At 46.7% G+C, this 22,246-nt stretch carries 20 protein-coding genes; 7 read left to right on the top strand and 13 right to left on the bottom strand.

Annotated features, from left to right (window positions below; translation table 11 throughout):
* The first annotated feature begins 113 nt into the window (after positions 1-113).
* From AC787_RS15565 to AC787_RS15575, 3 genes are read left to right on the top strand one after another with little or no spacing between them, the layout of a single operon-like run.
* The gene (locus AC787_RS15565) at positions 114-653 is read left to right on the top strand and encodes a sigma-70 family RNA polymerase sigma factor (RefSeq protein ID WP_054025613.1); all 540 of its coding nucleotides are present in this window, start codon (positions 114-116) and stop codon (positions 651-653) included.
* 11 nt (positions 654-664) lie between these two features.
* A complete protein-coding gene (locus tag AC787_RS15570; RefSeq protein ID WP_054025614.1) occupies positions 665-1,675 on the top strand; it encodes a DUF4179 domain-containing protein in 1,011 nt (336 codons plus the stop codon).
* Positions 1,676-1,729: 54 nt separating this feature from the next.
* On the top strand, positions 1,730-2,500 hold the full coding sequence (locus tag AC787_RS15575; protein WP_082360788.1) for an alpha/beta fold hydrolase: 771 nt from the start codon (positions 1,730-1,732) through the stop codon (positions 2,498-2,500).
* 60 nt (positions 2,501-2,560) lie between these two features.
* Here AC787_RS15575 and AC787_RS15580 read toward each other — a convergent pair whose 3' ends face one another.
* From AC787_RS15580 to bglX, 8 genes are all read right to left on the bottom strand, one after another.
* Positions 2,561-3,175, bottom strand: coding sequence for a flavin reductase family protein (locus AC787_RS15580; protein ID WP_054025615.1), 615 nt, complete (start codon positions 3,173-3,175; stop codon positions 2,561-2,563).
* A gap of 37 nt (positions 3,176-3,212) precedes the next feature.
* A complete protein-coding gene (locus AC787_RS15585) occupies positions 3,213-3,824 on the bottom strand; it encodes an alpha/beta hydrolase (RefSeq protein ID WP_054025616.1) in 612 nt (203 codons plus the stop codon).
* Positions 3,824-4,771, bottom strand: coding sequence for a ring-cleaving dioxygenase (locus AC787_RS15590; protein ID WP_054025617.1), 948 nt, complete (start codon positions 4,769-4,771; stop codon positions 3,824-3,826). The genes AC787_RS15585 and AC787_RS15590 overlap by 1 nt, the downstream gene beginning before the upstream one ends.
* 61 nt (positions 4,772-4,832) lie before the next feature.
* Positions 4,833-5,234: a DoxX family protein gene (locus AC787_RS15595; RefSeq protein ID WP_414730951.1), complete on the bottom strand. Its 402-nt coding sequence runs from the start codon at positions 5,232-5,234 to the stop codon at positions 4,833-4,835.
* Positions 5,235-5,433: 199 nt separating this feature from the next.
* On the bottom strand, positions 5,434-5,880 hold the full coding sequence (locus tag AC787_RS15600) for a MarR family winged helix-turn-helix transcriptional regulator (protein ID WP_054025619.1): 447 nt from the start codon (positions 5,878-5,880) through the stop codon (positions 5,434-5,436).
* A 195-nt stretch (positions 5,881-6,075) separates the two neighbouring features.
* Positions 6,076-7,059 carry a LacI family DNA-binding transcriptional regulator gene (locus AC787_RS15605; RefSeq protein ID WP_054025620.1) on the bottom strand — a complete coding sequence of 328 codons (984 nt, stop codon included), beginning with the start codon at positions 7,057-7,059 and terminating at the stop codon, positions 6,076-6,078.
* A gap of 78 nt (positions 7,060-7,137) precedes the next feature.
* A complete protein-coding gene (locus AC787_RS15610) occupies positions 7,138-10,527 on the bottom strand; it encodes a GH36-type glycosyl hydrolase domain-containing protein (protein ID WP_054025621.1) in 3,390 nt (1,129 codons plus the stop codon).
* 16 nt (positions 10,528-10,543) lie between these two features.
* A complete protein-coding gene (gene bglX / locus AC787_RS15615) occupies positions 10,544-12,700 on the bottom strand; it encodes a beta-glucosidase BglX (RefSeq protein ID WP_054025622.1) in 2,157 nt (718 codons plus the stop codon).
* 543 nt (positions 12,701-13,243) lie between these two features.
* On the opposite strand from bglX, the gene AC787_RS15620 reads away from it, so the two are divergent.
* From AC787_RS15620 to AC787_RS15630, 3 genes are all read left to right on the top strand, one after another.
* Complete coding sequence (locus AC787_RS15620; protein ID WP_054025623.1) at positions 13,244-14,491, top strand: sugar ABC transporter substrate-binding protein; 1,248 nt, start codon at positions 13,244-13,246, stop codon at positions 14,489-14,491.
* A 97-nt stretch (positions 14,492-14,588) separates the two neighbouring features.
* Positions 14,589-15,476, top strand: a complete 888-nt coding sequence (locus AC787_RS15625; RefSeq protein WP_054025624.1) for a carbohydrate ABC transporter permease — start codon at positions 14,589-14,591, stop codon at positions 15,474-15,476.
* Between the two features lie 20 nt (positions 15,477-15,496).
* The gene (locus AC787_RS15630; protein ID WP_054025625.1) at positions 15,497-16,345 is read left to right on the top strand and encodes a carbohydrate ABC transporter permease; all 849 of its coding nucleotides are present in this window, start codon (positions 15,497-15,499) and stop codon (positions 16,343-16,345) included.
* 126 nt (positions 16,346-16,471) lie between these two features.
* On the opposite strand, the gene AC787_RS15635 is transcribed toward AC787_RS15630, so the two are convergent.
* The 5 genes from AC787_RS15635 to AC787_RS15655 form a co-directional block, all read right to left on the bottom strand.
* Entirely contained in the window at positions 16,472-17,401 is a 930-nt protein-coding gene (locus AC787_RS15635) for an MBL fold metallo-hydrolase (protein WP_054027090.1), read from the bottom strand.
* A 270-nt stretch (positions 17,402-17,671) separates the two neighbouring features.
* A complete protein-coding gene (locus AC787_RS15640) occupies positions 17,672-17,923 on the bottom strand; it encodes a GlsB/YeaQ/YmgE family stress response membrane protein (RefSeq protein WP_054025626.1) in 252 nt (83 codons plus the stop codon).
* 136 nt (positions 17,924-18,059) lie between these two features.
* Entirely contained in the window at positions 18,060-19,121 is a 1,062-nt protein-coding gene (locus AC787_RS15645) for a sensor histidine kinase (protein ID WP_054025627.1), read from the bottom strand.
* Positions 19,121-19,792, bottom strand: coding sequence for a response regulator transcription factor (locus tag AC787_RS15650; RefSeq protein ID WP_054025628.1), 672 nt, complete (start codon positions 19,790-19,792; stop codon positions 19,121-19,123). The genes AC787_RS15645 and AC787_RS15650 overlap by 1 nt, the downstream gene beginning before the upstream one ends.
* A gap of 21 nt (positions 19,793-19,813) precedes the next feature.
* Positions 19,814-21,559 carry an ABC transporter ATP-binding protein gene (locus AC787_RS15655; protein ID WP_054025629.1) on the bottom strand — a complete coding sequence of 582 codons (1,746 nt, stop codon included), beginning with the start codon at positions 21,557-21,559 and terminating at the stop codon, positions 19,814-19,816.
* A 214-nt stretch (positions 21,560-21,773) separates the two neighbouring features.
* Between AC787_RS15655 and AC787_RS15660 the strand changes: the two genes are divergently transcribed.
* The gene (locus AC787_RS15660; protein ID WP_054025630.1) at positions 21,774-22,187 is read left to right on the top strand and encodes a hypothetical protein; all 414 of its coding nucleotides are present in this window, start codon (positions 21,774-21,776) and stop codon (positions 22,185-22,187) included.
* The last annotated feature ends 59 nt before the right edge of the window (positions 22,188-22,246 follow it).

The following is a 22,246-nucleotide window of genomic DNA, read 5'->3' on the forward strand; positions in this document are numbered from 1 at the left end:
AGCACTCTTTTTTTTAATAGCAACAATGTCTTTATTCCCTTGTGATAGATTTATCGCATTCCGTTCGTATTACATAGTAGGCGCCAATAATTAATGCAAGGAGGGGTGAACAATTGAAAATTACAGAGGACAATGTTGTACAACAAATACAGAACAAAAACGAAAAAGCCATCTCCTTCATCATCAATCAGTATGGAGGCTTGCTTACCGTAATTATTAAACGACAATTAAATTACCAGCAGCAGGATTATGAGGAATGTTTGGATGACGTTTTGCTATCTATCTGGAATAACATCCATCATTTTGATCCGGAGAAAAACGGCTTTAAACAATGGCTTGCAGCGATTGCCAAATATAAAGCGATTGATTATCAAAGAAAACAAATCAAGCTTCAAACTCAACAGTTTTCTGTTTCCGAAATAGATGATGGCATGCTCAAAACAAGCCAAGCAGCAGGCACAAGCCAAGTTGATGAGCTGTTTGACCAATTATCAGCGCGTGAACGAGAGATTTTCGAAAAATACTATTTAGAGGGAACACCTTCCCATGAAATCGCGGAGCACTATAATGCCAAGGAATCTTGGGTTTACAACAAGCTTTCCAGAGGACGTAAAAAACTGAAGAGTTTTTTAGTCAAAAATAATCAAGGATAAGGAGTGATACGATGTCGATTTATAAAGAGCTAAATGATCTAAATTTAGATGTAAGCCAGTATGAAGAACAGGAGCTCACCAGTGTCCAAAAAAAGAATTGGGAACGTCGCGTACTGAGCAAAATTAGAAATCATAAAACCACAAATAAAAAGAAATATGCAGGAGTTGCGGTGGCCATTATTTTAGCAGCAGGGATTTCAATTAGCACGGGGACAGTGACTTTTGCAAATGTTCCATTCGTCGGGGGTTTAATTGAACGGTTGATGGCAACTAATGCAAATGAGCAAACAGATTATGCCCCGTTCAAAACTGAAATTGGTGCCACTGCTGAAAATAAGTACGGTAAATGGACATTAGATGAGGCGTTGATTGATAACGGACGGTTGCTCATCAGCTCCACTTATGAGCCCGCCAAGGGGGTCGACTTTCATTACAAAATGCATCCGATGCCTACCGTACTCATGAATGGACAGAGCCTCACTTTAGGAACCGCTGGGCAATCGATTAAAGTACACGATTCCATGTATACAATATATAATGAGGTTAGAATGTCCGAGCTTCCTATCGGTGAAACGATAGCGTTTCAAATTACGTACGATAATTTAGACTGGAGCATAGACTCGGAAGTGAAGCCGATAGAAAATCCTTGGACTTTTGATATCAATGTTCCAACTAAACAATTGGCAGTGACAAGTGAAACGATTACATTCAAACAGGACATATCACTTGGAAACGGACAATCGATTCATCTAAAAAGCATGGTCGTGTCACCCATCTCAACGATCCTATATTATGACTGGCCGGAACAAGCAAACCACATTGCTTTTAAAATTGTAAGTGAATCCGGGACCGAAATATACCCAAATACGGCGGAAATATCGCCTGAAAGTTCTTATAACCGATATGTTCCTATTGATTTGAAAGCAGAGAAATACTATTTAGTTCCCATTGAAAGCTCAGAAAACCCTCATGCCAAGAACCCAGGCAAGGTGCCGGAGCAATCCATACTGATTAATCCATAACTAAGGTCTAAAAGGGAGAGCTGGACTCTCTCTTTTTTTGGAGGAGGCGCCACCATGCCATACATTCAGTTCAAAGATTTGGACGTTTTTTATGAAAAAATGGGGATAGGTGAGCCCATCATTTTTTTGCATAGCGGCTACTCACGGGGGATTTTAGCCTTCGCCAGCCAATTGCTTGATTTCCAGAGCAAATACACTTGTTATTATCCAGATTTCAGAGGTCATGGAAGAACGAGGTGCAACAGCCTCGAATGGAATACGCCAGAGCTTGTAGAGGATACGATTGGTTTTATGGACATGCTTGGCATAGCCAGAGCACATTTTATCGGGTACAGCTTGGGTGCGAATGTTGGATTGTATAGTGCAGTTCATTATCCAGAAAGAGTAGCTACTTTGACTACCATAGGCACTAGCGGCTTTGCTGATCCAACAGGTGTCGAGCAATTCGAACCGGAGTGGCTTTTGGAACACGGGCAGCAAGCGACCATCAATCAAATGATTGAAAGACACGAAGAAGCTCATCGAGGAAATTGGCAGGAGCATATGCGGAAGTCTGCGAACGATTGGCGACTATATCCTCAGCTTACGAGCGAACAGCTTAGCAGCATTCGTTGTCCTTCCTTGCTTATTACTGGAGAAAATGACCCTTTTGTTGGTGAAGCGAAGATAAAACATTTAAGTTCCCTGATTGAAGGATCACGATCTCTCGTTGTTCAGGGCGGCAGTCACAGACCTCATATGCTTAGAGAAAATCCGGCTTTGGTTAATGACTCCATACTTGATTTTATTGGCTCATATTCTATATTGGGCATTAAATTGCAATAACAAAGCAGCAGCCACGGACCTAATTCTCATGTCCGCGGCTGCCGCTACATTTATGGCTCATCAAGTTGGCCGTACAATCGTGAACTGCTCCCCTAGCTTCGCATAGTCATTTCCAGCAAGCCGGCTCACCGGCTTCAAAGCTTCAGCGTTAATCCGCCCTTTCTCGTACAAAACCTCATCTACGTGAAAGCGCACGACTCGGCCAATCAATAGATCGCAAGCTGGCGAATCCTCAGTACCGCCAAGCGGGAGCGCTTGATCGAGTACACATTCCATCCGGATTCTCGCTTCAGCTACACCCGGCACACTTACAAGGTCGCTTGCAATAGCCGTTAGCCCTGCAAGCTCGACCTCGCTCTCTTCTGGAGGCAAAGGTGCCGCCGTTAAATTAATCGCTTCAATATAGCTTTCATCAGAGATATGAACAACAAACTCGCCTGTGACGGCGGCATTTCGGGCGGTATCTTTCTGAATACCGCCCGGCTTGCGTTGTACAGATACCGCTACCATAGGCGGATTAGCTGTAATGATATTGAAGAAGCTGAACGGGGCTGCGTTCAGCACTCCTTCACTGGAGAGCGTAGTTACAAAAGCAATCGGTCTCGGCACAATGCTGCCAATCAACAGCTTGTAATTATCCTGCACGCTCTGGCTCGTTGGATCAATGGATAACATGATGTGCTCCCCTTTCAAAGCGAATGGCTTGCTTCTATTAGCCATTAAAAGTTTTGTTAAACCAAGCCGCTGCAGCAGCTACCTCTGTACTCGTCAGCTGATGTCCGAATGTCTCCCAATGTACCGTAACGGGCGCGCCTGCTGCTTGCAGCATACGGTCTAACTCTTCCGTTTCCTTCGGTGTACAAAGCGGATCATTCGAGCCGGCGCCGATGAAACAAGGCACGCCAGCTAGATCAGGCAGCTTAACATCGCGAATCGGTACCATCGGGTGATGCAATATGGCTCCGCGAAGCGTGCCTTGATAGTGGAACAGCAGGCTCCCTGCGATATTAGCTCCATTGGAATAACCGATTGCCACTATATTATTGCGGTCGAATCCATATTCGACTGCTGCATGATCAAGGAAATCATTTAGCTCCTTCGTACGGAATATAAGATCCTCTAGATCAAATACGCCTTCAGCAAGCCTTCTGAAATAGCGCGGCATACCATTCTCCAGCACATTTCCCCTCACACTCAGCACAGACGAAGCAGGCGAGACAAGATCAGCGAGCGGGAGCAAATCCCGCTCAGTACCTCCCGTTCCATGCAAGAGCAGCAGTACGGATGCAGTTGAATCCGTTCCTTGTTTAAATATATGTTTCATTATTTGTCCTCCTCCAATACTCTAACTTCAAATGGTGACAATAATTGCTCTATTTGTGTACGATGCTCCTCATACCATTCCGGAAGCATCAGCTTCTCACCGAGATGCGCCGGCTCTTCATCGCGAGCAAAACCCGGTGGGTCTGTTGCAATCTCGAATAATATGCCGCCGGCTTCACGGAAATAAATCGCATTAAAATATTGACGATCCACGATTGGTGTAGGCTGTAAGCCGTGGCTCTCAACATGGCTTCTCCATTCTGCATGCTCTGCATCGTCCTTTGCTCTCCATGCGATGTGATGAACGGTGCCAGCACCACCATGACCTGGCTCCATGCTCGCCACATTAATGTCTATCAGGTTGCCCAAATCGCCGGTTGCTTTAAAACGAGCATAACCTTCATCTTCCCCGTGTTTCTCCAGTCCCATTACGTTAACAAGGAGCTCAGCGGTTTTGGCTGGAGCAGTCGTGTAAAGAATAGCACCACCAAAACCCTTAATCGCTTTATGCGCCGGAACGCCGCCAAACGACCATTTACTGTCCGCTCCTTGCTCACGAGCTACAATTTCAAGCTTTAAACCGTCAGGATCTTCGAATTGCAAATACTGCTCGCCAAATCTCGATGTCTGTGTAAATTTCACATTCAACTTAACTAAGCGCTCTTTCCAGAAATCGAATGCCCCAGTAGGTACAACGTAAGTGGTTATTCCCACTTGCCCGCCGCCAATTTTGCCTTTACGCGAATTTTCCCAAGGAAAAAACGTAATAATAGTGCCCGGACTTCCGATCTCGTTGCCAAAATATAAATGATAAACCTCAGGCGCGTCAAAGTTAATCGTCTTCTTAATTAACCGCAAACCTAGTACACCTGCATAAAAATCTGCAGTCGTCTGAGCATTCCGAACAAAGGCGGTTATATGGTGAATACCAGCAGTTTGATTAGTCATTTCAATGACACTCCTTATTTTATATGAATATGAAAAGTAATGTAACTAACTCTAAAACCGATTAGCCGATAAGCGCGTCAATTGAATATTCGCCAGCGCCTGTTAATGCGATACCTATAGCAATGGCAACGAGAACAAGATTATATTCATAACCATTTGCTGTTGCCCATATTCCATTAGGACCATGCACCTTCACAATTGCGCCGAGCATAGTAAGCACAATCAAAACCGCGGCAAGAGGTGTAAGCAGACCAGCGACGAATAACAGCCCCCCGATAAGCTCCATTAATCCGGCTGCAACAGCCATTGCGACCCCTGGCTTAATGCCAACTGATTCTAACCAGCCGCCCGTTCCTTTTGGACCATAACCGCCAAACCAACCAAACAGTTTTTGTGCACCATGCCCTACGAACAACAGACCCACAACGACACGAACAACCAACAATCCCAATGCAATACTCAATTTAAACTCCTCCATTTTGTTTTAAATTTTTTACTTAGACGAACTCCATAGCTCTTCTTTTACCACTATTTAAAGAATCTCTATTTTAAGATATATGACAAACATCAATGATCGCCGCTACCCTATAACAGCCATCATTGTATGCAGTGAAACCAAGCAACTGATTACACCCTGTATCTTTGCACTTTTGTTAAATCAGCTACTTGTAGTGCTCCTGTGCGAACTTTCCGAGTTTCTTGAGCAGCTTGCTTGTAAGCTGCTTCTCTTCTGTCGAAAGCCCATTTACCGCTTGCTCGATCGCTTCCGTATGAGCAGGAAAAACATCCTCTACAAATTGTTTCCCTTCGTCAGTCAGCTCTGCATAAATGAGACGTCTATCCGATGTCGAAGCTCTGCGGCGTACCGCTTGCTTCTTCTCCAGCTTATCAACGACATAAGTGATGTTACCGCTGCTCATAAGCACTTTCTCGCCTATTTGCTGCAAGGGCTGCGGTCCCCGATGATACAACAATTCAAGTACTCCAAATTCCGTCCGATTTAAGCCGTTTTTACGAATATCGCGATCTGCATGAGCATTCACCCATTGGCTCGCTCTAGACAGCGCGATGAAGAGATCTAATGAATCATTTTGTTGTTCGTTTGCCATGATTATCACTCCCCTCTGCGCCGATTTATCTTTAATTAATTTATCTTGAATTAAAGATAATATATTTTGAAACAGTTGTCAACTCTCTTGTCGAATTTTTTTAGGCGGTCATAACAAGCATGCTCCGAAAAAAAGAACGGCTTGAAGCTAGTCTTCACTTCAAACCGTTCAACGATTCAATTGCTTTCATTCTATTCAGCTTTCTTTGCCTGACCTAACTGAGTTCCCTTTTATTAAAGAAACATATATCCGTTCATGCTCAATGGCATCGCCGCTAATAAGCTTGATCAGCTGTTCAGCAGCAAGGGCGCCCCACTGGCGCTTGGAATAATCTATTGTGGACAAGCGCGGCTGTGTATACGAAGCCAGCTCCATATTATCGAATCCCACAATATGAATGTGTTCACCGATCTGTATGTTCGGGTGATGCGCCGCCAAAAAATTAAACATACCGATAGCCATCTCATCGTTAAAGCAAAACACAGCCGCAGTAGTACCGCTGCTCTCAGCCATAATTTTCGCTGCAGCCTGCTCCCCTGCCGACTTATTGAAATTGCCCTCAATAACGCTTAGCTTAACGCCAGCGGTCCGCTCCACCGCTTGCGTAACAGCTTGCAGCCGCTGCCTCGAATCATATGAGCCGCTAGGTCCGGTCACTACGTACAGCGTCCGATGGCCCTGCTCGATGAGGTATTCCGCTGCCAGCCTCGCTCCTGCCTTGTTATCAAGCAGCACCTGATTAATGTTCGGATGCTGCAGCTCACGGTCCAGCACAACAAGTTTATGTCCGCGCTCCGCGTAGCTCAGCAGTTCTGTGCTCCCGAAGGTCTCGTCCAGTATAATGGCTCCGTCAATCATTCGCTCGGGAAGCATCCGATGGGATTGCTTCCCGCTGCATACGATCAAGTCATAGCCCTTTTCTGATAAAATTTCCTTCGTGCCTTGCAAGAGATCGCCGTAAAATGCGCCGCTGAAGTCGGTAAGAAAGACACCGATAATTTTCGTTTCTCTCGTCTTGAGCGACCTTGCAGCAGCGTTCGGGATATAGTTCAATTCCTTTGCAACAGCCAATATTCGCGCTGTCGTCTCATCCGTCACCTTTGGGCTGCCGTTAAGCGCGTATGATACCGTCGAGATCGAGACCCCCGCTTGTTTAGCGATATCCTTAATACTAACCACAGCATTCGCTCCTATCTTTCATCGTTCCTTCACTATATCACAAAGACTGGCGGTTCTAGGAGACCGCCAGTCAGCTGCTTACATAAATATTTCGATTCGGTTTGATTCCGAATGAAGGTTTGTTTTCAATTGTTCTTCGGTGATTTGAACGCCGCCTGTACGATAGCGGTTAGCTGAATTCTTCCATTCAACATCCTTGCCGTTAATTGTCACCTTCGTTACCTGACCCGCATCGCTAAGACGATAAACGAAAGTAATCGGCAAACCGTTCCACATGAAATCGAAGTGCATGCCGTCTAGTTTGGATGGCAAAATCGGATCGATGACCAGATCACCCTCTGACTGGCGGATGCCGAGTGCATTCGAAATCAATTGGTTCATATAAATTCCGGGACCGCTCGAATAAATTCTCCAGCCGCCTTTAACAGGCACTGTACCGTCACGAAGCTCTCCGAAACGCTCCTGCGCCTCATACCTATTGTTGAACTTTCCGTCCGAGCTGCTGAAATAGGAGTTGCTTTGGCGCAGCTCTGCATTAGGTACAACGTCGCGCAAGCCAACTGGATTAATCATAAGAAGGCCTTGCCACACTTCATCCGTCTTACCTAGCTTCGCCATTGCCTCTACATAACGGATATGAGCATGAACATATTGCAAGCCGACTTCTCGGCCGAAATTAGATGCCTGCTCTGCCCGCTTGAAGTTCGTGCTAACGCCGCCCGCATACTGTGCAGGACGATTCATTAGCCTTACGCCATCAGGACAATACAACTGCTCTTTAATAATTTGGTAATGCTCAGCAGCTTGCTCCTCTGTAAGCAATTCGCTAATCATACTGCGCGTCATCGGAAGCAGGCGATATTGAATGCCTGTTGTCGTATCCGTCGGGTGAAGCATCAACTTCGCATCGCCTGGTTCCTCCATATAAACGAAACCTGGGATAACCTCTTGCTGCAGCATATACTGATTGAAATCTGCTTGAATAGCAGACGCCAGCTGTTTAAGCTCGGCTGCCTGTACCGCATCAACTTCTTCCAGCACGCGGCCAAACTGAGCAATAACCTGATATGTCAGCGCCACAGTCCAGCTGCTGACCATATATTGCTTAAGCTGCGCGTTGGCTGGTTGGAGCGTATCGTCCCAATCTCCATCTCCATAGGAAGACAAATGCGTATCGTGCAGGAAGTGGCTCTTCATATAAGCAATTTCCTTCATCGCATGGTCAAGCAGCGTCGAAGGCTCTGCTGTAAATTCGCCCTTATGACGGATCGTGTAAGGTACTCGCTCCTGCAAAATGCTGTAATCCTTCGTTGCAGCCAAGTAGTCGCCAAGCACCTTCAGCGGCCAGACAATAATATCGCCATGGCTCTCTTCTTGCTGGATGTGGAAGTACTTGTCGAACATGAACCATTGCGGCCAATTGCCGTCATCCTCGTATTGATGGGAATAGACGGTCTTCAGGATTTCTGCAACCTGCTCATATTTGTTCATAGCCATGAAGTACTCCGTCGGCCCTTGGCAAACGTCACGAGTTCCCCATGCTGCACCTCCATATTGCTCAAGTCCATGAGGTACCGAATAATGGACGAGCATATTGTGTGTGTACCACCAAGCCAGCGCATTAACTTTATCCAGCTCAGCTGCAGCCTGAGCAGATCCCTCTGATGAGAGGCGGAAGCCATTCATTACATTTCGGAAAAACTCACGATAGCGCTCGATTTCCATATCCGCCTTACGCTCAGCAAGAGGCAGCGTTTCGCCATGCAAGAGGCCTTGCATCGTAATCGTCCACTCCGCACTTTGACCAAGCTGCATCACGACAAGCGATGCTGAACCTGTAGCTGCACCGCTGACAAGCAAGCTTTCGTCTCCTGCTGTCATGTCAGCACCGCTAACAGACATCCGATATTGCATATCAGGGAATATTGGGGAGCTTATGGATGCTTGGTCAGCCTTGAAAGTAAATACGCCATCCACCAGCTCCATGTGGAACGGCAGCTCATATTCATTGTTGTTCATGGAAACTTGGTTCGTAACCAAATATCGATAAGCTTGTCCCTTAACCGAACGAAGGTGAAGGCGTACCTCAGGCGAATCGACGGTTGTGTAATTTGTAATAATGAGTGTGTCGTCTGCCATTTTGTAGAACCAACGGGCATAGTTGAAGCCGATCTCAAACATCGAAGGCATCGTAAGAAGACCGTATGTTCCTTCGGATTCCACATAAATGCGTTGTCCTGATGTCTTAAAATTGTTTAGTGCGTTGCGAGCATTCGTAAACAGCTTGTGAAAACTCGTATTGCCCACTAGCAATTGTGAGTTAAAAATACCGTACATGTACGAGGTCGTCGTCATAACATCCTCTGTCATACGGTCATTGCCGCCTGACATCAGAATATGACCGTGTGGACGCTCAACAAGTAGCTCCTTCTCTTTGAGCACAACATGCTCATGGCTTTCGGTAAAGAAGGAGAGCAGCTTGCCGTCTTGCCATTCCTCTTGATGACGCTTAGGGAAATAGGTGTTAATTTCCTCTATCGTCATCGATGCCGTGCGAACTGGCGACCCTATAGCATCTGCAATCTCAGACTTTGCTACAGGCTCCGCTGAAGCTGTGAAGTCAGTCTCATTCGAGCGCTCAACTTCTTCCCAAGCTGCCTGAACTTCTGCGCTGAACTCTACCGAATTCACTGCTGAAGCATGATCAGCCTTGAACAAGCCGTAAAACACAAAGCGAGCATTATCCTTCAACAAAACAGGCTTTGATTGAAGCGCTGCATAAGTGAATTCATATTGGTATACCTCATTTGCAAGCTCAGCCTTGCCGAGAGCCTCAGGTACATCTGTTTCTTTATAGCTAAGACCAAAGAATTGGAATCCGTCCGTCGAATAACTAGCTGCGCCTGTCAGTGCACCATGCTGCATGTAAGGAAATGAGCCTTGCATTGGCTGATTCTGGCGGAAGCACAGGACATAACCTAGCTTCTCATCCTTAAACGACTTATGGTCAACATACTGCGACATATAAGCCTCATTTGAGCGCACCGCACCAATATCAGCGAGTCCAATATCTTGTCCGTAAATGATGTCGATCTTCGCTTCTCTTCCTTGCGAATGGACGGTTACGTCCCAGAACCAGATGCTTTGGTTCGTCATTGTGAAGACAACGCGATAGGCGATGCCGCCAAATGCAGTCCCCTCCCAAAGCAAGCGTCCTTCCGCAGCCGACATGCGGCTGGACGAACGAATACCAAGCAGAGGCTCGTAAGAAATTCCTTCATCGGTATGCATACGCAAATAAAGATTGTTAAGCGAACCATCCACGTTGTTCGACACCACTTGATTCAGCATCGTTCCTTTATTTACGGCTTTTGCAAGGTCTCCGCTGCTTAGAAAATCAAACGTCAGCTCTCCTGCTTTTATCTGCAATGCATTCATTGCCTTCAACGCATCGATTACAGCTTCCATTCTTCTCACTGCCTCTCTATTTGCTTAGTTTGAATTTAAGCGTTTCTACATCACGGCTGTTAGGCCCAATATATAGTTCAAAGTCACCTGGGTCACTTGCGAAGGAAAGATCAGCATGATAGTAACGCAGCTGTTTTTCCTCTAGTGTAAAGGAAATTTCTTTGCTCTCGCCTGGCTGCAGCATAATTTTGCGGAATGCCTTCAGCTCTTGCAGCGGACGAACAACATCGCCAGCCATATCGCGTACATATAATTGCACGGTTTCTTCACCGGCACGAGACCCTGTGTTCGTTACCGTTATGTTAGCTTGCAATGGTTTAGATACACTCATTGTATCCAATGCCAGCTCCGCCCCGCTGTAGGCAAAGCTTGTATAACCAAGCCCATAACCAAACGGCAGCAGCGGCTCATTCGGAATGTCCAAATACTGAGATACGTATTTCACCTGAGCATCTGGTGCGCCTTGCGGCCTGCCTGTATTGAAACGATTGTAATAGACTGGCACTTGGCCTACGGAATAAGGAAACGACATCGATAACCTTCCGGTTGGCTCCGATTCTCCAAACAATAATTCCGCAATAGCAGCTCCGCCCTCTGTACCTGGGAACCACGCCTCTAACACGGCATCTGATTGATCAATAACACCATGTAGGTCAAGCGGACGTCCATTAAATAAGACAGTAATCATCGGCTTGCCGAGCTGCTTCAGCTTAGCAATCAGCTCTAGCTGTACCTGCGGCAGCTTAATATCAGACCTGCTGCTCGCTTCACCGCTCATGTCAGAATGCTCGCCTAATGCGAGAACAAGGATATCCGCCTCATTCGCCGCAGTAAGTGCCGCTTGCCACTGCTCATCCGTCATCGCTTCAATACCGCAGCCTTCTGTCACAGATAGCAGTGACGCATCAATTTTGCTTGCTATACCCGCTGCTAGCTGAATTGCCTCTTCTTTGGAACCAAGCCAAGACCAAGGTCCAAGAATATCGCCGCTAGCCGCAAACGGACCGATCAACGCAATTTTTTGCTCGCGTCCAAGCGGGAGAACTCCTTCATTTTTTACGAGGACACAGGATTTAAGCGCAAGCTCACGCGCAGCCTGACGATGTGCTGCAGATCCTACGATTTCTTGCTCAAGCTCTGCATTCGCACCACGATATGGATTTTCGAACAAGCCCAGCTTCTGCTTTAGCTCCAAAATGCGAAGTACTGCTTCGTCAATTAGTGCGACATCGATTTCCTTCTCCTCAACAAGCCGCTGCAAGTGATCGGAGTAACAAGTGGTCATCATTTCAATATCGACGCCTGCTTTGATCGCCTTCATCGCCGCTTCTGCCTCATCTGCTGCAACGCCATGCGGGATTAGCTCCTTCACTGCGCCCCAATCGGAGATCAGCACGCCGTCAAACGCCCATTCACCACGAAGCAGGTCTCGCATAAGCCACTTGTTCCCAGAAGCCGGTATGCCATCGACCGTATTGAATGCCGTCATGACCATTTCGCAGCCCTCATCCAGCGCTGCTTTATAGGCTGGCAAATAATACTCGCGCAGTTGGCGCTCAGATAGATCAACCGTATTATAGTCGCGTCCACCCTCTGCAGCTCCATATGCTGCGAAGTGTTTCACGCATGCAGCTACACGGTTAATATCATTTGCAAGGTCCTTCCCTTGGAAACCTCTTACGAATGCTCTGGCAAATTCACTGTTCAAATACGGATCCTCGCCTGTCGACTCCATAACTCTACCCCATCTTGGATCCCGTACGAGATCGACCATCGGAGCGAATGTAACGTGTACACCTGCCGCAGCAGCTTCCTTAGCTGCAATCTCGGCACTTTGTTCTGCCAGCTCCATATCCCATGAGCAGCCGATTGCCAGCGGTACAGGGAAGATCGTTTTGTAGCCATGAACGATATCCGCCATAACCAGAAGCGGTATGCCTAAGCGGTTGCTCGCCAAATGCTGCTTCTGTATGTTAATGACTTCCCTCGCTCCTGTTAAGCCAAGCACGGAGCCCGTATTACGAACCGTTTCTTCCGTTATGCCCATTTCCGCCATCGGTCCGGTTATTTGTCCATCTGCACCTTGAAAGAATGGCGTCGCCAGCTGCAGCAGCTGTCCGATCTTCTCCTCAAGCGTCATGAGCTTTAGAAGAGCCGCAGGTTGCTTATCCATATCCGTGTTCCTCCTCGTAGTAGCCAATCAAATTAATCGTTCTTATCGTTAATGTTTACAGGTCCTTCTGTCTTTACCACGCCTATGTCTAATACCTCATAATTTTAACAATCGAAACGTTTCTATTGATTCCTAATTTGGATTATAAACAATTCAAAAAGAGTCGTCAATGGCTGTTTCACCTCGAATAGAAACGTTTATATTATTAATATGAGGCGATTTCCCTGAAATAAAAAAACGCTTGAACACGATAAAACTTTGATCTATAATGATGTCGAAACGTTTCGAAACTTTAAGCATGTCCGGTTTATAAGATGTAAACGGTAATATTTTTTATTTATAGAAACGTTTCACCACGTCAAAAAGATTTTCTATATACAGGTGACGAGCGTTTTTGCTGTTGCAGGTTTTGAAGTATTTTCCTGCTCATCTACACCCAGCTTAGGCTGAAAAATACGGCTAACAACAGCCGCCCTCGTGCATAACTTGCACGGCTTCACAGCATAGTACTTATAACAATCATTCACACAGGAGGAATAATTAATGTTTAAGAAATCAGTAGCAACCACACTAGCCAGCTCCATGCTGCTTGTCGGTGCTCTCACTGCTTGCGGAAGCAACAACAGCAATGAAGGAGCAGCGAGCGATAAAGTAACGCTCAACGTATGGGGCATGGGTGAAGAAGCCAAAGCTTTACCGAAGATTGCTGAGCAATTTATGGTTGAGAATCCAAACATTAAAGTCAATGTACAAGCACTTCCTTGGGATACGGCACATGATAAGCTGTTGACGGCTGTCGCTTCCAAAAAAGGTCCAGACGTGCTTCAAATGGGCACAACTTGGATTCCTGAATTTGCATCTGCCAAGGCGCTTATGGATATTACTCCTTACGTAGCTCAATATCCTGAGCTGGCTGAAGAGAACTTCTATCCAGGATCCGTTTTAACGACAAAATACGAAAATGCAACTGTCGGCGTGCCTTGGTATATCGACACTCGCGTTCTTTACTACCGTACAGATCTACTGAAGGAAGCCGGATACGATAAAGCTCCGCAAACATGGGATGAGCTTAAAGATGCTGCAACGAAGCTAAAAGCTCGCGGCAAAAACAAATACGGCATTAGCCTTGATGTAAAAGAACAGTCGCTGCTATTCATGTTCGCACGTCAAAATGGTTCGAAACTTATCGAGAACAATAAACCACAATTCAACGAACCGGAGTTTGTTGAAGCGGTAGAATATTTGGACAGTTTCTTTAAAGACGGTTCTGCACCGGTTGATCTAGGTATGGACATCATCCCTGCATTCAAGGGTGAGGGCATTCTACCCATGTTCATTAGCGGACCTTGGATGATTAAACTGATCAATGACCAAGCACCTGAGCTTGCAGGCAAATGGGCTACAGCTGTGCTTCCTAAGAAACAGAACAACCTGTCTTCTCTAGGCGGCTCTAACTTGTCTGTATTCCAACATACAACGCACAAAGAAGAGGCATTGAAATTCCTAGCTTACATGAGCAAGCCTGAAACACAGCTAAAATGGCTGGAACTGTCGAACTCCCTTCCTTCCACGAAGAAAGCTTGGGAAGATAAAGCCTTGACAACAGACCCTAATGTTAAAGTGATCGGCGATCAAATGAATAACTCAGAGCCAATGCCGGTAATTAAACAATGGGAAGAAATTGCTCAAAACGTTCTATCAACATTTGAGAAAATTTACCGCGGCAACGCAGACATTAAAAAAGAACTTGACGCATTCAACGCAAAATCAGAACAAATATTGAATAAATAATGATCGCAAGCGCCGGCAGCGGTTCTGAAACAGAGCCGCTGCCGGTTCCATTAGGAATGGATAAAGCCAGGCGCTCATAGCAAAGGAAGGGTCGTTTATGAAAGGGATCTCTCAGAGTAAGGCACCGTACTTCTTTATCGCTCCAACGCTTATTTTGCTTACCTTATTTTCGTTGTTGCCGATCCTTGTGGCCTTAATAATAAGCTTTACGGATATGGACCTGGCGGGCCTTGCTGACTGGTCCAATATTTCATTCATCGGATTCAAAAACTATGTAGACGTACTGGCTGATCCTATTTTTGTAAAAGCCATACTCAATACGTTGTTCTACGTTATTATCGGGGTTCCTCTCGTTATCGTATGTTCACTTGCTATTGCGATCATGATTAATTTCGGCGCAAACCGTGCTTTCAAAGCTTTCCGCGTCGTCTATTATATGCCATCGGTTACGAACGTCGTTGCCGTTGCAGTCGTATGGGGCTTCCTTTACAATCCTGCTTTCGGTCTACTCAACTATATTCTTGATTCGGTTAATCTGCCTACGGTTCCATGGCTTCAAGATCCGGTCATGGCTAAAATATCACTTATTCTGATGGCAGTATGGAGAGGGATCGGTCTCAATATGATCATCTTCATCGCTGCGCTTCAAGGTATTCCGAAGTCTTATTACGAGGCGGCTCAACTGGATGGTGCTAGCACATGGAAACAGCTGATTTATATTACGATTCCAATGCTGCGCTTCGCGATCTTCTTCGTATCGATCACTACCATGATCGGTTGGCTGCAATTTTTCGAGGAGCCATTCATTATGACCGACGGCGGTCCACTCGATAGCACAACATCTGTGGCCCTGTTTATTTACCGGAACGGCTTCCAGCTTAGCAACTTCGGATATGCAGCGGCGGGATCATTCGTCCTGTTTATCGCCATTATTATGATTACGCTCGTTCAATTCAGATTTCAGAATAAAGAAACGGATCTATAATTCAAACGGAGGTGTAATGGATGAGTTCGCAAGCAAAAGCGTCAAGCGCCTCGAACGGCGAAAAAGCGCTCAAGTGGATACTAGGCATATGCCTCGCGGTCGGCGGGGTATTGGTCATCCTTCCTTTCGTATGGATGATCCTTTCTTCCTTTAAACCAGAGAGCGAGATACAGAATATCCCGCCTACATTGTTGCCTGAGCGCTTCACGACGGAAAATTTTAAAAACTTATTTGAGAATATGAACTTTGGCGTCTATTTGAAAAACACGCTAATTATCGTCTTCTTCTCCTTTATTGGCTTATTCCTGAATGCTATGGCCGGATTCGGCTTCGCCAAATATAAGTTCAAAGGCAGTAACAACTTGTTCTATATCGTACTCGCTACAATGATGATTCCTGGACAGGTTACGATGATTCCGGTTTATCTGATCCTAAACGAGATGCATCTGACGAATACGATGATCGGTATTGTGCTTCCCGGCCTTGTCGGTGCCTTCGGTATATTCTTATTCCGTCAGTTTATGGCTACCATTCCAGACGAGCTGCTTGAAGCAACCCGTCTTGACGGTGCGAGTGAATTCCGAACGTTCTTGCAGATCGTGCTTCCAATCTCAAAGCCGATTCTAGCGGTACAAGGCATTCTAGCCTTTATCGGCGGATGGAACAGCTTCCTGTGGCCGCTAATTATCGCCAATGACGAGAAGCTCTACACACTCTCAGTCGGCTTGTCATTGCTCAAAGGACAATATGGCGGCAACTATGCGCTTCAAATGGCGGGATCTACGTTTATGGTTGTACCTATCATCATTATTTTTATCTTCTTCCAAAAGCATATTATCGAGAACTACGCAATTTCAGGCATTAAATAATAAAGCAGGGGCTGTCTTTCAAGGTGTGTTTCGACCTTTGAAGACAGCCCCTACGTTGTTGTATAAGCTTATTCGGTATGCATCATGCCGAGGATAGAGCTTAGGCGGCAACGGTACTCCTGCGGCTTACCGCCACCATGCTGAGGACGGATACGCATCTGCTTGCAGGAAAACGGTCTCGCCTATTTTTGGAGTAGAAATTCGTGCATTCCTCTCCTTAGCCGCCTTCACCGCTCGTTCGACAGGATCGGTCCAATCATGTAGTGCTAGTGTGAATGCGCCCCAATGAATCGGAATCATAATCTTTCCGCGTACGTCCAAGTGGGCCTGTACCGTTTCTTCAGGCATCATATGGATAGCTGCCCAGCGCTCATCATATTGCCCGCATTCCATTAATGTGAGATCAAATGGACCGTATTTATCGCCAATTTCTTTAAAGTGTGGACCATAGCCGCTATCTCCGCTAAAAAAGACCCTCGTCTCTCGGCCGTGAATAACCCATGAGCACCATAACGTAGCGTCCCGATCCGTCAGACTTCTTCCTGAGAAATGTCTTGCTGGCGTACAAGCGAGTTGAAGCCCTTCATAGGTAAACTCATCCCACCAATCATGCTCCTCCACACGGGAGGGATCGACTCCCCATTTCACCAAATGAGGGGCAACGCCGAGCGGGACGATAAACCGTTTCACCTTATCCTTTAGCTTCACAATTGAACCATAATCCAGGTGATCGTAATGATCATGTGAAATGAGAACAGCATCGATCATCGGAAGCTGTTCCATCTCGAACGGAAGCTTATCGCTATATCTTTTTCCGCCAATGAATGGAAACGGAGACGGCGCCTTGCCGAACATCGGATCTAGAAGCAGTGTTTTTCCATCCAGCTGCAGCAAGGCAGCGGAATGGCCGAACCACGTCAACTTAGGCTGCTGCTTCTCCCCGTCATACACATTACTTAGCGGCTCGATCCTAACCGCTTTGCTTGGCCTCGCCATCTTATTGCCTTTCATAAATTGAACGAGCAGCTTCAGCTTCTCTTTTGTTGTCGTGTCCATAGCTGTAGGAATTAGATTTATAAATTTTTTACTGGCATACTGTTTGGACCGACTTAGCTGCTGCTGCCGCGCCTTGGATGGACCTGCTCCAAAGGCAGGATAATACTGCAAGACCAAATATGCAATAACCACTAATACCGCAATCAAACTAATAAAAATGAGCATTCCCTCTAACCTCTTCCCTCGTAGCTTCTACACATAGAAAAACCGCTATTGAAGTATACGTTACTACTTCAACAGCGGTTTTATCAAGTTTACGTAAAGGTTCGGCTAAGCGCGTCTTGTTCCTCGCATAATAGCGCTTAACAGCAGTACGACTACAACGGCACCGATAATAGCTGGGATTAGGGCAAAACCGCCCATTGTTGGACCCCACGAGCCGAGTATAAGCGTGCCTAACCAAGCTCCGATGAAGCCGGCTACGATGTTGCCGATAATTCCTCCCGGTACGTCGCGCCCAATTAGCAGACCGCCTAACCAACCAATTATTCCGCCAACGATTAATGTCCATAATAGACCCATATTTTTTTGCCCCTCTCTGTCATTCGATATAGCTATGATTAACCTCTTGTGCCTATTTTGAAACATGGCATTCAGATGCAATTTATGGAAGAGTGGGACGGTGCCTATAAATAAACAATGTTCTTTGGCATGGCTGTTAGTTGACCGGCAGTGTCACCTCAAAAGTTGATCCGTCATTCAGCTGGCTGTTTACTCGAATTTCACCGCGATGAAGCTCGACGATTTTTTTGACGATGGACAGACCCAGCCCGCTTCCATCAGCCGTGCGCGTGCGCTGCTTATCACCCTTATAAAAACGTTCAAAAATTCGCAGCTGATCCTCCAGAGAAATACCGATGCCTGTGTCCGTTATCCTAACCTTGATTTCGCTGCCCACACTTTGGAGTATGATCTTAATGCTCCCTTTAGCAGGAGTGAACTTAATCGCATTATGGATGAGGTTAACCCAAACCTGGCTAAGCATCTCTTCACTAGCCACGATCTCCACTTCCTCGAGCCCCAGTTCAAGCTCCAGCTCCTTCTCAAGCCACTGCGGCTCGCAAGCCAGCACGATGCTCTCAAGCTGCGTATCAAGGCGGTATCGCTTCGGATCGAGCTGCTGCTGCTCAGATTCAAGCGTGGTCAGCTTGAGCAGATTATCGCTTATTTTGGACAAGCGCGTCGTTTCCTTCTCAATAATCGATAAATAATGGCGCTGCTCCTCTAGGCTAAGACCCTCTCGCTGAAGCGTGCTCGCAAATCCGCGTATCGATGTCAAAGGCGACTGAATCTCATGCGATACGTTAGAAATAAACTCCTGACGAAGCATCTCTACCTGCTTCAACTCATGCGCCATATCGTTAATTGATTGAATAAAGTCGCCGATTTGACCGTGATACTTCTTGTCGCGATCAAGCGTAACATTGAAATCGCCTTTGGCCATCCGCTTTAAAGCATCCATCATTTCGATCCAAACCGCCCTTTGCCTCGGTCCTGTCGTCAGATTAACAATACCAATCAGTACAATCAGAAATAGAATGCCAAGTGCCCAGTTTACCAGCTGTACCACATATTCAGGCCAATCGACTTCATGCCTTGCATAAAACCATTTGGTTAACCAGAACGCCAGTGAGAAAGCTCCTCCGCTGCATACAAACAACATCGATGTTGCTCCTAAGACACGAAGCACGATGCTTACTTTAGATAATCGCTTAATCATTAGAGCGCCTCCAGCCGGTAGCCGAGCCCGCGTATCGTACTAATCTTAATGGAAACCTCCCATGCGACAAAACGCTCTCGCAATCGGTTAATATGCACATCGAGCGTCCTTTCATTGCCGTCAAAATCATAGCCCCAAATCGCTTCGATCAGCTGATTGCGCGTCAAAGTACGGCCAAGATGACTAACGAGCTTGAAAAGCAGCTCAAACTCTTTTGGTGGAAGCGTGGTGTATTCCGAGTGAATCTTCACTTCATAGGTCTGTCGATCGAGCATGAGCTCCGCTACGGAAACCTGCTGGGACACCGCGATTCGGTAACGCTTCAATAACGCTTTGACCCTGACAGTTAGTTCCGCTGGATCAAACGGCTTCACCAAATAATCGTCTGTTCCTAGATGAAAGCCCCGTACCTTATCGCCCATTTCACCCTTGGCTGTCAGCATGAGCAGTGGGATATCGAACTGCTTCCGCAGCTCTCGGCACAGCTCCCAGCCGTCCATGTTCGGCATCATAATGTCCAATATAACCATATCCGCAGGTGTTGCTTCCATTTGAGCAAGCGCCGTTTGCCCATCCGGTACCTCTTGGACGCTTAAACCCTCTTTCTCCAAAATAACGCGAACAAGCTCACGAATATGTGGATCATCGTCCACAATTAGCACATAGCCCATCTCTCCACCCTCTTATCCCGCTTACGAAGCCGTTTTGTTCATTCGAAGCTGACCATTAGCGAATTCTCGATACATGGCATGGCTATCATATAATTGATCATGCGTCCCTACACCAGTAATGACGCCTTTCTCTAGGAAAACGATCGAGTCCGCATCCACGACCGTCGACAAGCGATGGGCGATGACGACGGTCGTCCGTCCGATCATCAGATTTTTGAGCGCATCCTGCACCACTTCTTCTGACTTGCTGTCTAGATTCGACGTCGCTTCGTCGAGCATGAGGATATGTGGGTCACGCAGCAGCGCCCTTGCAATCGCAATCCGCTGCCGCTGACCGCCCGATAGCTTGATGCCGCGCTCGCCAACCTCTGTTTCATAACTCTCTGGCAATGCCTCAATAAATCCGTCTGCATAAGCCATTCGAGCAGCCTGCTCGATTTCCTGCTGCGTCGCCTCACGCGTCAGACCGTAGCATAAATTATCTTTAATCGTGCCTGCGATAATCGGACTCTCCTGCGAAACATAGCCAATCTGGCTCCGCCATGAACGCAGTGAAGCGTCGCGAATATCTGTTCCGCCAAGCCGGATCGCACCGGATGTCGGGTCGTAGAATCTCTCCAGCAGTGAGAAAAGCGTCGTTTTGCCGCTGCCGCTCGGGCCGACCAGTGCTGTTACTTTGCCCGCTTCAATCGTCAGGCTCACATCCCGCAGGATCGGCTCCTCCGGCTTATAGGCAAAAGATACATTTTCCACCTGCAAGGTCTGATCCATCTGGGTTACTGCCTTGCCATTATCTTGATCTTCCTCATCGGATTCTAATATGCCGATAATGCTGTCAGTCGCGCCCATGGCCTTCTGAAATTGCGTAAAGAATTGTGATATTTGCGTGATAGGCAGCATGATCTGGAACAGGTACATAATAAATGCTACTAATTCGCCTGCGGTCATCGCGCCCGACGATACTTGAACGCCGCCAAAGCCGATTAAGCACACGAGCAGCAATAAGATGATAAATGTAACGATTGGCGATATAAGCGCCTGCATGCGCGCTTCCTTTAAGCCAAAGCCAAACAAATTCTGAATACCTACGCGTCCTTGCTCATATTCAGCAGGCTCAGAGCCGGATGCTTTCACCAGCCGAATTTCCGACACCACACGATTTACAACCGAAGTAAACCGCGCGTTCTCCTCCTGTGTTGATTTGGATATGCTGTACATTTTTCGCCCAATTGGAACCATAATTAATGCAGCCACGGGGAAGACGGTCAACATAATTAGCGTCATCTGCCAGTTCATATAGAAAAGAATCGATAATGCGCCGATAATGGACAGTATTCCGGTGAAAAAACCAGTGACATGCTCCGTAATAAGCCCCTTCAAGAGCGCCGTATCATTGGTCAGCCGACTAATCGTATCACCGGATGATTTGTTGTCATAGTAAGGAACCGGCAAGCGCAGCAGCTTGCTCCACAACCGCTCGCGAATGGACGATACGATCTTATTTCCGCTGTAATGCAGCAAGTAGACCGACACGCCCCCGGACACAACCTGAGCGATGAAAGCAGCTGCCATCCCTACAATTTGCCCCGTGCTCAGTGACCCCAGCGAGAACCCATTAACCATATTTTTTGTAAATAAAGGGATCGTTAATCCTACAAGCGTCGTAATGACGCTCAAAATAACCGCAATAGACAGCATCATCTTCGGAGGATTCGTCTCCATGATGAGCCCTATGAATCGCTTTACATTGCTTTTTTTCTCTTTCATCGGTATCACTCCTGTATCTCTATTCTCTCCACAACAATTCCTACTTTACCTTGCCTATTTAAACGCAATATAAACAACGAAGCTATCGCTGGGTTTTTAAGCAAGCCACTACGAATAGGAGCGCTGCCTATGTATATGCAAGAAGAGCAGGTTGTCATCGGAATAGACGGCGGCGGGACGCATATCCGCGTCATGGTGTGCAGTCATAGAGGACATGTACTTTCTTATTTGGAACGAGGCTCCGCCTCCATTTACAAAGACGAGATTTCAAGCACTGCAGCAAGCTGGCCGCACTCCTTATCAAGCGCTCGCGCTGGTTGCGGGTATTGCAGACCTCGATTCGCCATCTGACCTCGAATGGATTAAGACTTTAACAAAGCATCCGGGACTTACCTGCCCGATGTGGCATGTGAATGATGCGGTCTCGGCTCATAGAGGCGCATTAATGGATGAACAAGGCATCGACGTTATGGCTGGAACGGGCTCGATTATCGTAGGAATGACGGACGATGGACAAATGATTCGCAACTATGATTTTCACCATTACGCAGCTAGCGCTGCAAGATTTATTGCCTATGATGCCGTTATCCATAATCTGAGTGAGCATACGTTTGTGGGAAACGAATAGGTGTTTGATTCAACTTCGGCAATTTGAAGAGCGGCTATTGACCTTTCCGTTACGTATAC

It is taken from the genome of Bacillus sp. FJAT-28004, assembly GCF_001280845.1.
Taxonomy (GTDB): Bacteria; Bacillota; Bacilli; order Paenibacillales; family Paenibacillaceae; genus Pristimantibacillus.

Bases quoted from the DNA above. Each gene is read 5' to 3' on its own strand.
- AC787_RS15645 (WP_054025627.1), bottom strand. From the start codon at position 19,121: ATGATTAAGCGATTATCTAAAGTAAGCATCGTGCTTCGTGTCTTAGGA.
- AC787_RS15625 (WP_054025624.1), top strand. From the start codon at position 14,589: ATGAAAGGGATCTCTCAGAGTAAGGCACCGTACTTCTTTATCGCTCCA.
- AC787_RS15585 (WP_054025616.1), bottom strand. From the start codon at position 3,824: ATGAAACATATATTTAAACAAGGAACGGATTCAACTGCATCCGTACTG.
- AC787_RS15640 (WP_054025626.1), bottom strand. From the start codon at position 17,923: ATGGGTCTATTATGGACATTAATCGTTGGCGGAATAATTGGTTGGTTA.
- AC787_RS15630 (WP_054025625.1), top strand. From the start codon at position 15,497: ATGAGTTCGCAAGCAAAAGCGTCAAGCGCCTCGAACGGCGAAAAAGCG.
- AC787_RS15620 (WP_054025623.1), top strand. From the start codon at position 13,244: ATGTTTAAGAAATCAGTAGCAACCACACTAGCCAGCTCCATGCTGCTT.
- AC787_RS15580 (WP_054025615.1), bottom strand. From the start codon at position 3,175: ATGTTATCCATTGATCCAACGAGCCAGAGCGTGCAGGATAATTACAAG.
- AC787_RS15635 (WP_054027090.1), bottom strand. From the start codon at position 17,401: ATGGACACGACAACAAAAGAGAAGCTGAAGCTGCTCGTTCAATTTATG.
- AC787_RS15610 (WP_054025621.1), bottom strand. From the start codon at position 10,527: ATGGAAGCTGTAATCGATGCGTTGAAGGCAATGAATGCATTGCAGATA.
- AC787_RS15600 (WP_054025619.1), bottom strand. From the start codon at position 5,880: ATGGCAAACGAACAACAAAATGATTCATTAGATCTCTTCATCGCGCTG.
- bglX (WP_054025622.1), bottom strand. From the start codon at position 12,700: ATGGATAAGCAACCTGCGGCTCTTCTAAAGCTCATGACGCTTGAGGAG.
- AC787_RS15655 (WP_054025629.1), bottom strand. From the start codon at position 21,559: ATGAAAGAGAAAAAAAGCAATGTAAAGCGATTCATAGGGCTCATCATG.
- AC787_RS15660 (WP_054025630.1), top strand. From the start codon at position 21,774: ATGTACTTTCTTATTTGGAACGAGGCTCCGCCTCCATTTACAAAGACG.
- AC787_RS15575 (WP_082360788.1), top strand. From the start codon at position 1,730: ATGCCATACATTCAGTTCAAAGATTTGGACGTTTTTTATGAAAAAATG.
- AC787_RS15650 (WP_054025628.1), bottom strand. From the start codon at position 19,792: ATGGGCTATGTGCTAATTGTGGACGATGATCCACATATTCGTGAGCTT.
- AC787_RS15590 (WP_054025617.1), bottom strand. From the start codon at position 4,771: ATGACTAATCAAACTGCTGGTATTCACCATATAACCGCCTTTGTTCGG.
- AC787_RS15570 (WP_054025614.1), top strand. From the start codon at position 665: ATGTCGATTTATAAAGAGCTAAATGATCTAAATTTAGATGTAAGCCAG.